We start from the raw sequence: 15,500 nt of genomic DNA on the forward strand, positions 1-15,500 counted from the left end.
GTGAGATTAATCGCTTAAGATAATGATTTCCAGGGTTTTAAACAAATATTTCTGATGTTATTTTATTGATTTTCAAATATTTAACTAAATTATTAGTAAAGTAGTTTCAACCCTTAATTCGCATTAATAACTATTTTTGTTTAACGGCTTTAAATATTACAAGGACCTAACTCAGGTATTTGCAGTTTAACTCCATATTTTATCATAAATAGAATCAAAATCGTCGGCTTCAATTATATCAAAACCTAAGGATTTTATAAAGATTTTTTTGCCCTCAATATTTTTATCTTCAGAATCCTTTTTGATTAAACACTAACTATTGTCTTTCTATCAGGTATTTCTTAAAATATTTTGCTCGTTCAATTAATAACCTCACTCCCCAAGTTTTAATAACTCTTTCTTAAGCAATTTCAGAATTGGTTTGATTTGGATATTCAGCTCATCGGTTAGATCTTTTGCTAAATGAAGGTTCTCCTTCTTATCTTCCAACTTTTCAATCTTTAAAAGTAATCCTGCAATATTATAGATTTTAAACTGTCTGAATGCAGGTTTCATCTTATGTGCAATTGCCGAAGCATTTTTCAGATCCTTCTCCTGAATATGGCTATTCAGTTCGAGAAGATTCTTATGGGTATTTTCCAAAAAGGTTGAAAGAATCAGTTTCGCCGATTGCATATCGCCCCCAGAAAATCGGAAAATATCGGTTAGGTCGTACCCTAAATCACTATTTACATCATCTTCAAAATGAGGCATATCCACTTTTTGTACCTCAACAAACGGTTCAACGACCTTCATTAAGTCCTCCTCGGAAAAAGGCTTTATTAAGTAACCCGAAAATCCTTTTTCGATAAAATAGTTAGGGTTATCAATTACGCTATTCGCTGTAATCGCAATTACAGGCATTGGTTTTTCTAAACTATTTATCATTTCAACAATATCGTAACCGCTTATCCCAGGCATGTGAATATCAGTAAATATGATATGATACTCTTTTTTAGAAATCAAATCCATCACTTTACAAGGATCGCCAGTTGAGTCAGCAGCAATTCCTAAGGTTTTAAATAGTTCCTCAGATATAATGCGATTAACCTCATCGTCATCAACTACCAGAACCCGAATATCATTGCTAACAATAAGCGGATTAATCGATTCCTCCCTCCTCTTTAGATGTTCACCCTTCAATCGGTATGGTATGGTAATATTTATTGATGTACCCACACCCTGCTGGCTCTCAATACTTACCTCCCCTCCCTGAAGTTCAGTTAGTCTTTTAACAATTGTAAGCCCAAGCCCAGTTCCACCGTACTTGCGGGTAGTACTCGGATCTGCTTGGGTAAACTCTTCAAAAATAAAAGATTGATGCTCGGGTGAAATGCCTATGCCTGTATCCTTTACGGTAATACGCACCCTAACAAAATCCTCATTTATATCGGTAAAGTTTGATATTAGAGTTACACTACCAATTTCGGTAAATTTAATTGCATTGCTAAGTAGGTTTAAAACTATCTGTTTTAATCTGAATGGATCGCCCCAAAGAGTAATATTTTCATTGTCATCAACAATAAGATCGAGAATGATTCCTTTTTCGTTAGCTTTCTCGCGCATAGTATTCAAAGATTCCTGAAGAACCTCTAAAAGGTTAAAGGGCAGGTTTTCGATTTTCATCTGTCCCGCTTCAATCTTGGAAAAATCGAGAATATCGTTTATAACACTAAGTAGATGATTAGATGATGAAGTAAGCAGTTTAATATAATCGGTTTGTTTTGTATTAAGGTCTGTTCTTTCGATTTGCCTTGACAGTCCTATGATTGAACTCAAAGGTGTTCTAATTTCATGGCTCATATTTGCCAAAAATTGTTCCTTCACCTTAAGCAACTTCTCAGCATATTTTTTTGATTCATAAAGTTCGTTCCTATAATAATTACCTTTTGTGATATCTCTAAAGATTACTGCAAGAAAGAGCAATAGCATTATTAGGGCAGCACCCCCAAGTGCCAGTACTATGATGGTTGATTTATATACAACTTCTTGGGCATTATTTGCACGTTTATAGGATTGGGATAGTTCTTCGCGCTCAAGGAGTGATACGATAATCCGAATTTGATCCATGAGTTCCTTATCACTTTTTAGCAATTCCAGCTCTTTTGAACTGGCAAGATCTCTGGCAATCTCCTGCTCTTTTTTTATTTGGTGAAGAATTCCAATAACATTCCCCATCACACTATCGGATACATAGCCAGAACGAACTATTGTATCTATTCTGGTTTCAACCTGAACATTGGTAAAGATTGTATCAACCTTTTCTTTCCCTGATATCCAATTCTTTATCTTACCAAAAAAACTAGCCTTTTGATTTGTAGAGCGTTCAACGATAGTATCCTTCTTTGAAGTGGTTGTGGTTGTTGTTTTAGCAACAACTGGTTTTCTTGTATTAGGATTCGATTGGGCTTTTGCTATCTCATCAAGAGCCCTATCGTAAAAAATCGATGAACGATCTTTCTTTTTAAGATCTATAAATTCATCGAGTACTTTTTCTTTTCGCCCCAAAAACTGCTTAATGGTCTTGATTTTAGCCCGTTGACTCGAATTATCTTTAGTTAAGTAAAGTAGCGAATCAACCTTATCATTAATTTTCAGAAGAAATGAAAAATAGAAGTTCAAGTAATCCTCATTCTGGGAAAGATTATAAGCACGAATATTACTTTCAGCTTCGTAAATATCTGCAAGAACTGAATTTAATGTGATTAACTTTTTATTGGGATGCGATAGCGATTGCTTAGTTCGAGAGAGTTCAATAAAGCCATTATAAGTTATTGATATTGCTGCTATAGCAAAGGCTAGAATAATAGTAAAACCAGCTAATACTTTTGGTTTAATCCAAATCCGAATAGGACCTTCTACCTTTGACATCTAGCAATTTATGGTTTTAGCTAATTTATACAGTTTTTAGAAACAAAAAACAGAAACCTTAAAATGCCTAAAAATAAATAAGGGAAAGCATTTCTGCTTTCCCTTATAAAACGTTATTACTAACTATTATTCAACGACTAAAACAAGATATTTTGATGCACTCCAAAATTTATTAGCATCTAAAATCTCTATTTTTTCAACAACACCCTCTTGATTTGCAACTAGTTTATAGGAATCGCTTGGATGTACAGTAATTATCTTCACTTTTTTGCTTGATAATGGGATACTAGCAAGTTTTGTAATGTCGATTTTTGTAAAATAGCTGGTGTTAAAATCATCTTTCAGTTTACTTGTTTTTCCAAGACCAAGGAAACCACCTGTTTTATCAATGATCTTATTCAACTCAAGTTCCTTTTTTGTACCAAATGCATAGTAAGCAGTATTAATTGTTTCAACCTGTTGATTTACTGTTTCTGTCAGTTTGGTTTTCTCGGTATTTAGTGTATCAACCTTTGCATTTAAAACTGTGATTGAAAAATCCATTTGGGAAAGTTTATCTTTAAGAACTGATATTTCAGCATCCCTTTCCTGAATAGTTTGATTTGTTTGCGCAATCAACTTCTCGAATCCAGCAATTTTAATATTGGATTCTTTGAGTTTGCTGTTCAAATATTGGATAGAGCGCTTATTCTTAGCCATTAATTCGTTGATAACTTTAATATCCTCATTAATCTGCTCGCGAGTATCCTTTTTAAGTTCTGTTCCAACGGTGGTGTTTTTCGAGATAACATTCTCTTTCTCTTTTATTAGCGCAAGATTGGACTCAATCTCATTTAACATCTGAAAGAATCCATTAATCGTTGAGTCTTTCGCTTTAGTCTCGGTGCGTAATGCAGCATTCTCCTTGGTCAGAAGTTCTATCTGTTTCTTTTCCTTTTCTTTGCAACTAGTAGCAACTAAAACAAGTGCCAATGATGCAATAATCATTATTCTGTTCATGTTTAGTATTTTTTTTCACAATAAGTGCGAAAATCGATCCAAATAGTATGAAGACTATGCATACAATTCATACCAGTCTAACATTATGACACTTACATGCATAATGAATAATAGTTCCATTTTATATAACTGAGTATCTGTGGATAATATTCAACAAAATGGGGTTGAAGAATTAGAGGATTCCAAACCATTTTACCTTAATTCGACTATTAGTATAACGTAAGTTCGATACAAGAATCTCATTAAGAATATAATAAACAGATATTTATAAATATAATATTTATAGACGGAATAGTGAAACAATGGAACTGGAGCGAAGCGAAACTCGGCGAAGTCAATATTGGAAAACAAGAAGTTAGATTTTTGCTTATATCTTCCATTTTTCCAACATTCCACTGATTCAAAATAAAATTATTGATACCTAGGTTAATACATTGTTTCTTACATCGAACTAACGTTAGTACAATAAATCAAATCAATCACCTTCAAAGCATTTTGAAATGGTTGAGTATAAGTCATCGGATTCTATCGGTTTGATTATATAGTATTTGCATCCAGCCTCAAGCGAAAGATTTTTCTCTTCATCTAGCACATTTGCTGTTTGGGCTATAACAGTTAAATTCTTTCTTATCGATTTGATCTGTTTAGTAGCCTCATGCCCAGACATGAAAGGGAGTTGGATATCCATTAGGACAAGATCAATCACCTCGTCAGATTGGCAAATGGTTACGGCATCCTCACCACTTTTTGCATGAATAAGCCTAAGACCGCTTCCTTTCAGGATTGCTTGGATAAACTGAAAACTGATTTGATCATCCTCTACAACAAGTACGACTTTATTCGGCCAGTAATTAGTATTCTTTTTAGGTATCGAGGTAGTGTTATTATCAATTAATTCAGCAGGAGTAAAAGGGATAACAAAATAGAATAAAGAACCTTTATTAGGAATGGACTCCACATATAAATCACCACCTAAGATGTTTGCCAATCGCTTAGATATAGACAAACCCAACCCTGCGCCACGATGCGAGGGTTGATTAGGTTGAATATGCCGGTAAAAGCGATTAAATATTTTATCCAACTGATCTTCAGGAATTCCAACTCCCGTATCTTTCACATAAAACTTAATGGTATTATGCTTTTCGAATGAATAGCCAAGCTCAATTTCACCTTCGCTTGTAAATTTATATGCATTATCAATAAGATTTATTAGAATTTGCTCAACTCTAACCGGGTCTATAACGATATTACTCTTTTCGTTGCTTTGCGTTTTAACTATTTTTAAAGCAACCCCATCTTTTTTATAAAGGTAGGTTGGGTTGTTAAAAATTAGTGAAAGATCATCGAGTTTTTTATTGATATTGCAGGCGGTATTCTTAATTTCCATTTGACCTGCCTCAATCTTAGACAGACTGATTATATCATTTATTATTTGAAGCAAACTTCTACCCTGCCTATTAATTACATCAAGGTAAAGCCTCCTATCTTCTGCTGAAAGTTCATTATTTTCAAGGACTTTAGCAAAACCAAGTATCCCATTCATAGGTGTTCGAACCTCGTGGCTTATATTGGCTAAAAATTCACTCTTGAGTTTATCAGATTCCTCTGTTTTTCTTAATGCATCAGTGAGTTCTTTCGTTTTCCTAGCGGTGTTAGCCTCAAGTTCAACATTTAGATTATTTAACTCCTTATTAATCTGCACAACCTGATAATTCTTAATACGTAATTTTCTTAATAAGAAAATTGTATAGATGAGAAGGGAAATAAAAACTATACAGATAATAAAGAAAAAAAACTGTACCTCTTTTGATCGCTGAAACCTTACACTTTCAATTTCAAGATTTGCTTGTAGAAATTTATTTTGATACTCTTTCTTTTCAGTTTCATGCTTAGCAGTTAGTTCCGATAACTTATCAGAGACTTGTTTGCTGAAAATTCTCTCAACCATTAATGCGTATTTAAGCATCATTGCACGTGATTGATAAGGATTTCCAATGGCTAAGTTGTAATCGGATAGAACTTTGTAACTGTCTTTTAAGGCTATATAATTCTCAACATGCTCGGCTTTTTTTTCAATCTCCGACAAGTATTCATAAACTTTCTGATAATTTTTTATCTTAATGTTAACGCTCGCCAAACTGATATAATCCTCTACCACACCATAGTTATTTTTGATAAGTTGATGAAGTCTTAAGGCTTCCGAATAATATTCTATTGCTTTACTAAAGTTATCAATTTTTTCGTGTACTTGCCCTATACTCTCATAGGTATTAGCCAGATTTAAGGTGTCATTAATTTCATTCTTAATTATTATTGCTTTATTGAACCACACCAAGGCCTCTTGGTACTTACCAATAGAGCTGTATGCTAATCCAATATTATTTTGAGTAGATGAGTAACCCTTTTTATCGCCAATCTCATTGAAAAGTAGTAGTGCTTGATTATGGTAGTTTAGAGATTGATCATATTGCTTAGTTTGTTGGTAAATTATCCCTAAATTATTGAGAATTGAAGCATTTATTTTTTTGATCCTCAAATTTTCGCTGATTTTTAGTGCTTTTTGCAAATATTCAATTGCTCTATCATACTCGCTTATCATCTGGTAGCAATTACCAATATTATTCATCGCACCAGCTAAAGAAGCACTATCCTTCAACTGGATAAATATTTGTTCTGAACGTTTATAGAAATCTATTGCAGTGCTAAACTGATTTAAATCGCGGTTTGATTTTCCTAATAGTTGATAAGCCTTTGCCACTAAATCTGGTTTATCAACCTTTGAAAGCAAAGCAAGAACTTGATTAGAAAGTTGAATTACCTGCTCAGGCTTACGACCATCCTCGGAAGCTATCTTTAATATTGTAGCAGGATCCTCTCGATCAATTCGATTCTGAGATAATAATGGAGTTAAAGAGGAAACTGAGATGAAAAATAATAGCAGGAAATATGTAAACTTATTCATATCATTAATTTACTGGTTGCGAATATAACTTGCATTTTCTTTAAAGTCAACATTTGATTGATAAGATAATCGTTACTTACCATGGGTAATAAATTCTTATCTTTGTTCACTTTTTAATAATTATGCCTAAAACACAAAGCGTTGGTAATGGTTTCTATCTCTGGATCGAGAGTCTAGCCGAAAGGGTATTCAATTACTGGGAAAGTCATAAAGTCGGAATACTTGGTACTATTTCTATTCACCTTTCAATTCTAATTGTACTACTTATCGTAAAAATGAAGAGTAATCCAGTAGTTAAAAACGACATAGAGATAAACTTCAACAATGAGTTTCTTCCTATTTCTGAGGAACAAAAAGAAAAAATCGACAAAGAAGCTTTGGCAATAGAAAAGTTACTCCATCAAGGGTTGGAGGCTAATGCCGTAAAAAATGTAACTGTTGATGCCGCTACTTCTAATGAGTTAAACCCAACTCTACAGGACGACAAAGGGATTAATGCTTCGGATTTGTATCAAGAAGCAGGAAGGGTTAAAGAAAAATTAAATCAAAGCAAGAATCTTTACGAGGAATCGCAGTTAAAGGGTCAGGAGGAGATTCCAAATACTCCTGATAAAAATACGATTCCAAAAGATGAAAGTAAATATAAAGGACCAGCAGTAATATCATACTATCTAGAAGGAAGGAAAGCGATTTCACTACCAGTTCCATCCTATAAATGCCAATTCGGAGGGCAAGTTGTTGTAGATATTGAGGTAGGACGAGATGGAAAGGTTGTCAATGCTAGAATTGATTCAAAAAACTCATTAAATGACGATTGTATTGATGAAGCCGCAATAAAATCAGCATACGACAGCAATTTTACCGTATCACCAGATTCACCAACAAAACAAAAGGGGAGTATCACATATCTATTTGTACCACAATAGCTAAAAAGCAGCCATCAGTAAGTTGATATCTCTTGAGGGAATATTGTAGAGCCTTCCCAGATAATCATTTGTTAGTATGCCGTTAAAAATATATACGCCATTTCTAAGACCAGGATCATCTTTCAGCTGCGATTTAATTCCGCCAGCCTCCGCTATTTCAGTAATTAAAGGTGAAAAAACATTGCTCATGGCAATAGATGCAGTACGTGCAACCCTTGATGTGATATTCGGCACACAATAGTGTATTACATCATGTTTAACAAAAGCAGGTTTGCTATTATCACGCATTTCGGATGTTTCAAAGCATCCACCTTTATCAATACTTAAATCAATAATAACAGAGCCTTTCTTCATCTTTTTAACCAACTCCTCCGAGACAATAAACCCACCCTTAATCTCTTCTGGCGAAAGTGTGCCAATTACAACATCAGCAGTTCTAAGAACCCTTTCAAGAACCTGGGGGTGAAAAATTGATGTATACAACCTTTGTCCAAGGATATTTTGAAGATCATTCAGCCTCTTAATGGAATCATCAAATACCTTTACCGTAGCGCCTAAGCCAAGAGCCGCTCTTGCAGCAAATTCTGCGGCTGTTCCTGCTCCAAGGATAACAACTTCGGTTGGTGTTATACCTGTAACGCCACCAAGCATAACTCCCTTGCCTTTATTTACATTGCTTAAGTACTCTGCTGCAACAAGTATGGAAGTACTACCTGCAATTGAACTCATGGCTCGCACAAGAGGAAAAGCTCCATCCTGATCGTGTATGCTTTCGAATGCAATAGCGGTGATACGCTTTTGCATAAGGTTTCGAAGATATTGACCCGCAGATGAGTTCAAGTGTAGAGATGATATTATAACCTGCCCCTCATTTAAATACTCGGTTTCCTTTAATATTAAGGGTGCAACCTTAAGAATAATCTCACTTTTAAAAACTTCCTGAGATGTTTCTACAATTTGTCCGCCACGTTCGCTATAATCAGTATCGGTATAATTAGTTAGATTCCCAGCTCCTTTCTCAATAATTATTTCATGCCCCTGATCAACTAGCATCTCTACTGCTTCTGGGGTTAGTGGAATTCTACACTCTGTAGCATCAGTCTCTTTTGGAATTCCGATTGTAATACGCTTATTCCTCCTACCAGTTTCTAGCATTTCCTCTTGTGGCATAAGTCCTTTTGAATAAGGAAATTGAGGCGTAGGTTTAGATATCCTTCCCATCATATACAGTATTATATATCAATTATTTAAATCTAAATAAAAGTAAATTCAATTGAGTTTTACCCTTTAATTATAAGTCGCTTATAAATATATGGTAAAGTTTACCTTTAATCAACTTAAAATATGAATATATTAAAATATAGAAGAGAAAAATATATATAAAATTTTATTCAACTCTTGTTATAACTCTACTCCCATCGCTATTAGCGAGGATAGATATTTTGCATACTCTTTCAACAGGTAGAATTTCATCAATAAGTTCAGGCCATTCAATAAAACACAAACCCTCTGTTTTATAGAAATATTCCTCATAACCAAAATCAAAAACCTCTTCAATTTTATTAATTCGATAAAAATCAAAATGGTAGATTGGTTGTAAGTCTTTATCTCGATACTCATTTACCAATGCAAAAGTTGGACTTGCCACATTATCCTTAACTCCAAGTTCTTGGCAAATCGCTTTTATTAAAGTTGTCTTCCCAGCACCCATGCTTCCATAAAAACAAATAATTCTGTTTTTATCAATCATCTGCAAAACATCTTTTGCAGCTCTATGGATTTCTGTGAGCGATTGTATTGTAATTGATTCCATTAATGACTAGTCTATAGGTTTTAGTTCAATAAAAGGAATAAGCATCTCCTCAAGTGAAATTCCACCATGCTGAAAAGTGTTACGGTAATATTTAACATAGTGGTTATAGTTATTGGGGTAGGCAAAAAAGTCTGCATTTAAAGCAAAAATGAATGATGAGCTGATATTCTGTTTTGGAAGATGCACCTCTTCAGGTTTTCGGATCTCAAAAACCTCTTTGTGATTGTAATTCAGGTTTCTTCCAAGTTTGTATCGAAGATTTGACGAAGTATCTTTATCACCAATCACTTTAACAGGATTTTGCACCAGAATAGTTCCGTGGTCAGAGGTAATAATAAGTTTCACTTTTTGAGTTGCTGCCTCCTTGAGTAATGCCCAAAGTTCAGAGTGTAGAAACCAAGATTTGGTTATAGATAGATATGCAGCCTCGTCTGAGGCTAATTCTCGCATCATTTCCATTTCGGTACGAGCATGGGAGAGAATATCAACAAAATTATATACAAGAACAGTAAGATCTTTTTTTAGAATCTCTTTAAGGTTATCAACTATTTTCTGCCCAGGTTTAAGGGTATTACTTTTTTCATAGTACCATTTGTAGTTCTTACCTAATCGGTGTAATTGCTTACTCAATAGTTCCTCCTCATGAAGGTTTTTTCCCTCATCCTCCTCGTCGAACACCCATAAATCTGGATATAATTTTTGTATCTCGAATGGCATTAATCCTGCAAAAATTGAATTTCGAGCATATTGGGTTACAGTAGGTAGAATCCCGCAGTATAGATTCTCGTTTTCAACTCTCCATTGTGTTGAAATAATTGGCTCGATGATTTTCCACTGGTCAAATCTAAAATTATCGATTAATATAAAAAGCACCTTCTGTCCTGAATCAACTAAAGGAAAAACTTTAGATTGAAATAGGTTTGGAGAAAGTAGTGGCTTATCAACAGTTTCTGAACGAAACCAACTTACATAATTATTCTTAATGAATTTTGAAAATTCGTTATTTGCCTCAGTCTTTTGATGTTCTAGAATTTGGGCCACCCCTTGATCGTTAAGATCTGCAAGTTCTAAATTCCACATCACTAGTTTTCGAAAAACATCTGTCCAATCGTTAAAATCTCTTGCAGAACTAATTAGCTGACTTATTTTCCCAAACTCGGAGCGGTAATCAGCCGTTGTTTTTTCGCTTACCAGCTGTCGGTTATGTACATTTTTCTTTATTGAAAGGAGCACCTGTTTTGGGCTTACTGGCTTTATCAAATAATCAGCAATTTTAGAACCAATTGCCTGATCCATAATGTTCTCCTCTTCACTCTTGGTTATCATAACAACAGGAAGAGCCGATTTAATTTCCTTTATAATCGTTAGCGTCTCCAGACCGCTTAAACCTGGCATATTTTCATCTAAAAAAACGAGATCAAGGTCGGTTTCCCGAACGATATCTAGTGCATCCTGCCCGTTATTGGCAGTAAGCATGGTATACCCTTTCTGTTCAAGAAAAATAATATGAGTTTGTAAAAAATCAATCTCATCATCAACCCAAAGAATTGTAATATTCATATCAAAAGGTATTGTAAAAAATTACTTATAGGTTGAATTGAAAAACCTGAGATAATCAACTAAAGATTTATCCACAAGGAAAAGGGAGTAGTTCTCCGAACTAATAATAAAAAGGGTATACTCCTCTGGCTTTAGAGGGTTAAACAAACCTTCTTTACTGATAATTGCTTGGTAGTACTCCATTGCCTGCTTACTATCCTTGAACTTCTCCACACGAATTAGATCAAAGAATTCGTTCAAAGGTTGGCTATTTACTGATAGATCAATATTAATAAATGCATCAACGTTGAATGAAACCAAATTAAACTTAAGCTGATTTAGATTTGATTTCTTAGGCACTACAGCTATAAATAAATGTTCCCCATTAGGTTCATTAAATGCTATAGCCGTTTTAACATCTGTTTTTATAGTTTCTACATTATTTACCGTGTCCTTGGTTTGAACTGAAGCGAGTTGAAGTTCTTGTTTTCTAATATATTCTAAGATATTAGTTGCCACTTCTGAAACTTCCGTTTTTGGATACTTTTCAACTATTTCATTTAACGATGTTCTAAACGTATGTAAATCGGAGGTTTTTCCGATACTTAGGGATTTGAGAAGATTAAATTGAGATTCAAGTTTTGAACCCTTAAATTTACTCAAGCCCAGATCCGCTTGTGCTATGGTATTTAAAAAATCTCCTTTTTGATAATTATCGTAAACCTCCTGATAGAATCTATTCTCTTCATTCTGCTTTTCTGATAACTCTTTAAGGTAGTTAGGATTGGTAAGCATTAGAGCATAGACACTTGATGGAAAGCGTGATACTATGATATCTTTATATTTCTGTGCATTTATGGTATTATTGGTAAACAGGCTAACCTGATAAAGGTTGTAATATGCCTTTAGAGTATAAGGGTTATCGGGGAATCGTTGAGCAAATTTTTCAAAAGCTTTTACGGTTTCTGAATAATCTTTTAAGTCGTTTTGGTAAACCTCGCCAACCTTAAACATAGCATCAACTATTTTCTCATTTGAAATGCGAATTAATGAGTCATTCGTAGGTAAATCCTGTAAATAGAATTCAATACTTTTATTAGAAAGCACTTTCTGAGGGGTTTTACTTGAATCAGAAGAATTTTGCTGATTTGCTGTTCCAATTTCAATATTGGTTATCCGTCTATTCTTCCTTCTCCAGTTATCCTCCAACTTCCTCTTTCCCCATTTCATCTGAAATTCAGACTGCCCAAAACTAAGCTGTGCCTGATTATAGAAATACCATTTTCCACTTTGAGTTTCGTTTTGCTTGTATTGCATATTCTGTTGGTAAAGTGCAGAACGTTGTCTATCCTCATTCTCTTCGGCAATCTTTTTTTCCTCTTCTACTCTAATCTTATTGATTATTCCGGCAATTAGAGCATTTCTGTCTGTTATAGACATTTTCGCAATACGTTGTAAACTGTCCTCCCTATTGACAGTATTAAGGTTTTCAACTAGTTTTGTCAGGTAATGTGTTTTAGTTTCCAGTTTTTGATAATCGGGGAAAGTATTATCAAGCGATGTTAAAGCGCTATCATAGTAAGCTTGTGATTGGGTATAATTAGGTTTTGCAAAATAATAATCGGCCAAAGTCAGATAGGACATTCCTTTCTGATGATTATTTCCACTGCTTTTTGATGCAGAGAGTTTAAAGTATTCAATAGCTTTTTCAGTATTCCCTTCCGATTTTTCAATATTCCCTAAAGCATAGTAGATTTGATCGAGATATTCCTTATTTTTTTCATCTTTCGAAAGTTTAATAAGCAATTTTTTCATTTCTCGCTCATTACCAGCACCTTTAACAACTGAAGCTAAGCCAATTTTAGCATTAAAGGCCATCTCGTATGATGGATTCATCCTAATAATCTTTGCAAAGTAAAGTGACGCATCGTCATTTTTTTCGGCCTTAAATGATAGCTGAGCAAGTAGATACGTAAGCCTCAATCTCTCGCTCTTAAAGGATGATAAATCAAGAGTCTTCTTAATATATGGAATAGCCTCATTATACTTAGCCTGCTTTGCGTAAAAGAAAGCCCATGTTGATGATAAAAGATATTTATATTTATTTGTCTTAGGCCTCTTTTTATTCGACTCAATTGATTTTAACTTGTCCTCTGCATTTAAATAATCTCCATTGATTATACTAATACGCGCTAGCCAAATCTGTGCTTCAAAAAAGATTGTAGAATTGGGATATTGAATTGTAATGTACTCAAATGTCTGCGTTGCCTCATCAAAAGAACCCTTCCATGCTCTAGAAATACCAATCAGCAACCATGCTTCACGCACCCACTTAACATATTCAGTTTGACTGTAAAATTCTTTTTCCTTAAGCGTTGTAGCCCCTTTTTTTCGAGCAGGCTTAACGGTAATTGAATGTTTGGTGATAAGATCGGTACTCTTTTTAATTGCCCTATCCATATCACCACCAACTATTCCGGCCACATCGCTATTGCCCAATAAAAGAACCGGTAGAGGAAAAGTGTAATTATACTTATAGGTTTGATCAACCCTACGGAGGCTTCTTTTATAACTCTCGTAAGCATTGAAGTAGTAATTATAATATGATGTTAACTCATGAAAGTTTCTACTAACCAATGTGTTTTTTTTGGTTGAGCAGGAGAAAAGTACTAAAATTGCAAGTACACAGAGGGAAATCTTCGATTTAAAACTTTTCAAACTATAATTGTTTTGATATGTAAACTACAAAAAACACTCATTATTTTATATACACAAATAAAAATCAATAAAACCTGAATAGCCTACAATATTAATAAATTCTAATCAGAGTTCAGAATTCTTTAATCATATGGTAATCTTTTTAAATAAAAAAGGGAAGGAGATTCCCTTCCCAAATACTATTTAGAGTTATCTCACCTATGCCATATTCACTGCAACAACCTCTTTAATTTCGGGCACATCACGACGAATAGCTTGCTCAACTCCATTTTTCAGAGTCATCAAACTGTAAGGGCAAGTACCGCATGCTCCATGTAATTTTACTTTTACAGTTAAATCTTCAGTTATTTCAACAAGGGAAATATCTCCACCATCATTTTGCAGATATGGTCGGATAACGTCTATTGCAGTGTTAACTTTGGTAATAATTTCTTCTTTAGTAGCCATAATGACTTTATTTTTTGGTTTAAAATTATTTCTTTAGTTCTACTTTACGTGTTGGAGGCATGTTAAGGTTACGCTTATCAATCTCCAAAATTAAGTTTTTAGCTAACAAATCAAAAGCTTCTGCCATTAAAGTATTTCCTAAGGCAGCAGGTTTCCCATAATCTCCCCCTTCACGGATTCCCTGTACAATAGGAATCTGTCCGAGAAGAGGTAGTTTCATCCTCTCAGCAAGTTTTTTACATCCATCTTTCCCGAAAATATAATATTTGTTGTTTGGAAGTTCCTCGGGTGTAAACCAAGACATATTCTCAACAAGACCAAGAATTGGAACGTTTATACTCTCTGAAGTAAACATACTTACCCCTTTAATTGCAGCAGCCAATGCAACATCTTGGGGTGTGCTTACAATCACAGCACCTGTGACCTTTATCTCTTGAACCATCGTTAGGTGTATATCACTGGTTCCTGGTGGTAGATCGATAAACAGATAATCGAGTTCACCCCACGCTCCCTGATGGATAAGTTGCTTGAGAGCACTGGTTGCCATTGGCCCACGCCAAATCAATGCGTTATCGGGTTGTACAAAAAATCCAATTGAAAGAATTTTCACACCATAGTTTTCAACAGGTTCGATTAGCTCCATTCCATCCTCTTTCAGCATCACAGGTTGAGCCAGTTCAAGGTTGAACATTTTGGGAATAGTAGGGCCATAAATATCAGCATCAATAAGACCAACCTTTGCCCCTGTTTTGGCAACAGCCACGGCCAAATTAGCGGCAATTGTTGATTTCCCAACGCCTCCCTTCCCAGAAGCTACAGCAATAATATTTTTTACTCTACTAACAGATGCCTTGGTTTTATAAGGGGACTCAGGTTTTGCACCTACATTGGCTTTAATCTTTATATCAACACTTAGATCATTCCCAAAATTCTCGGTAATAATTTTTATACAAGTTTTTTTTATTGAACTTGCGAATGGATCATTCCCTTTTTGAAGAGATAAACTTAAAGAGACATTTTTTTCGCCTACAACAAGTTCCTGAACCATTCCAAGCGATACTATGTCCTTCCCATGCTCAGGATGTACTACTTGCTTTAAAACCTCTAAAACGGTATTGTTAGATAGTTCCATTGTTATAATATTAACCTTATCAAAAAAAATTAATGTTTAATTTTTCTATCCATT

10 protein-coding genes are annotated in these 15,500 nt (G+C 34.5%); 1 reads left to right on the forward strand and 9 read right to left on the reverse strand.

Features of this window, described 5'->3' with window-relative positions; all coding sequences use genetic code 11:
* Positions 1-372 precede the first annotated feature (372 nt).
* From HOO91_04170 to HOO91_04180, 3 genes are all read right to left on the reverse strand, one after another.
* Positions 373-2,910 carry a response regulator gene (locus HOO91_04170; GenBank protein NOU16734.1) on the reverse strand — a complete coding sequence of 846 codons (2,538 nt, stop codon included), beginning with the start codon at positions 2,908-2,910 and terminating at the stop codon, positions 373-375.
* Between the two features lie 126 nt (positions 2,911-3,036).
* Entirely contained in the window at positions 3,037-3,909 is an 873-nt protein-coding gene (locus HOO91_04175) for a hypothetical protein (protein ID NOU16735.1), read from the reverse strand.
* 475 nt (positions 3,910-4,384) lie between these two features.
* Entirely contained in the window at positions 4,385-6,871 is a 2,487-nt protein-coding gene (locus tag HOO91_04180; GenBank protein NOU16736.1) for a tetratricopeptide repeat protein, read from the reverse strand.
* 122 nt (positions 6,872-6,993) lie between these two features.
* Here HOO91_04180 and HOO91_04185 point away from each other — a divergent pair, with 122 nt between their 5' ends.
* Complete coding sequence (locus HOO91_04185) at positions 6,994-7,797, forward strand: hypothetical protein (protein NOU16737.1); 804 nt, start codon at positions 6,994-6,996, stop codon at positions 7,795-7,797.
* On the opposite strand, the gene HOO91_04190 is transcribed toward HOO91_04185, so the two are convergent.
* The 6 genes from HOO91_04190 to HOO91_04215 form a co-directional block, all read right to left on the reverse strand.
* A complete protein-coding gene (locus HOO91_04190; protein NOU16738.1) occupies positions 7,798-9,021 on the reverse strand; it encodes an alanine dehydrogenase in 1,224 nt (407 codons plus the stop codon).
* Between the two features lie 163 nt (positions 9,022-9,184).
* On the reverse strand, positions 9,185-9,610 hold the full coding sequence (gene tsaE / locus HOO91_04195; protein NOU16739.1) for a tRNA (adenosine(37)-N6)-threonylcarbamoyltransferase complex ATPase subunit type 1 TsaE: 426 nt from the start codon (positions 9,608-9,610) through the stop codon (positions 9,185-9,187).
* Positions 9,611-9,616: 6 nt separating this feature from the next.
* On the reverse strand, positions 9,617-11,170 hold the full coding sequence (locus tag HOO91_04200; GenBank protein NOU16740.1) for a PglZ domain-containing protein: 1,554 nt from the start codon (positions 11,168-11,170) through the stop codon (positions 9,617-9,619).
* A 21-nt stretch (positions 11,171-11,191) separates the two neighbouring features.
* On the reverse strand, positions 11,192-13,867 hold the full coding sequence (locus tag HOO91_04205; GenBank protein NOU16741.1) for a tetratricopeptide repeat protein: 2,676 nt from the start codon (positions 13,865-13,867) through the stop codon (positions 11,192-11,194).
* Between the two features lie 198 nt (positions 13,868-14,065).
* Positions 14,066-14,314, reverse strand: coding sequence for a NifU family protein (locus tag HOO91_04210; protein NOU16742.1), 249 nt, complete (start codon positions 14,312-14,314; stop codon positions 14,066-14,068).
* Positions 14,315-14,339: 25 nt separating this feature from the next.
* A complete protein-coding gene (locus HOO91_04215) occupies positions 14,340-15,446 on the reverse strand; it encodes an Mrp/NBP35 family ATP-binding protein (GenBank protein ID NOU16743.1) in 1,107 nt (368 codons plus the stop codon).
* Positions 15,447-15,500: the final 54 nt, after the last annotated feature.

It is taken from the genome of Bacteroidales bacterium, assembly GCA_013141385.1.
GTDB lineage: Bacteria > Bacteroidota > Bacteroidia > Bacteroidales > Tenuifilaceae > UBA8529.

Coding starts and splice junctions, on each gene's coding strand:
- HOO91_04190 (NOU16738.1), bottom strand. CDS start 9,021: ATGATGGGAAGGATATCTAAACCTACGCCTCAATTTCCTTATTCAAAA.
- HOO91_04170 (NOU16734.1), bottom strand. CDS start 2,910: ATGTCAAAGGTAGAAGGTCCTATTCGGATTTGGATTAAACCAAAAGTA.
- HOO91_04185 (NOU16737.1), top strand. CDS start 6,994: ATGCCTAAAACACAAAGCGTTGGTAATGGTTTCTATCTCTGGATCGAG.
- HOO91_04210 (NOU16742.1), bottom strand. CDS start 14,314: ATGGCTACTAAAGAAGAAATTATTACCAAAGTTAACACTGCAATAGAC.
- HOO91_04180 (NOU16736.1), bottom strand. CDS start 6,871: ATGAATAAGTTTACATATTTCCTGCTATTATTTTTCATCTCAGTTTCC.
- HOO91_04215 (NOU16743.1), bottom strand. CDS start 15,446: ATGGAACTATCTAACAATACCGTTTTAGAGGTTTTAAAGCAAGTAGTA.
- HOO91_04200 (NOU16740.1), bottom strand. CDS start 11,170: ATGAATATTACAATTCTTTGGGTTGATGATGAGATTGATTTTTTACAA.
- HOO91_04175 (NOU16735.1), bottom strand. CDS start 3,909: ATGAACAGAATAATGATTATTGCATCATTGGCACTTGTTTTAGTTGCT.
- tsaE (NOU16739.1), bottom strand. CDS start 9,610: ATGGAATCAATTACAATACAATCGCTCACAGAAATCCATAGAGCTGCA.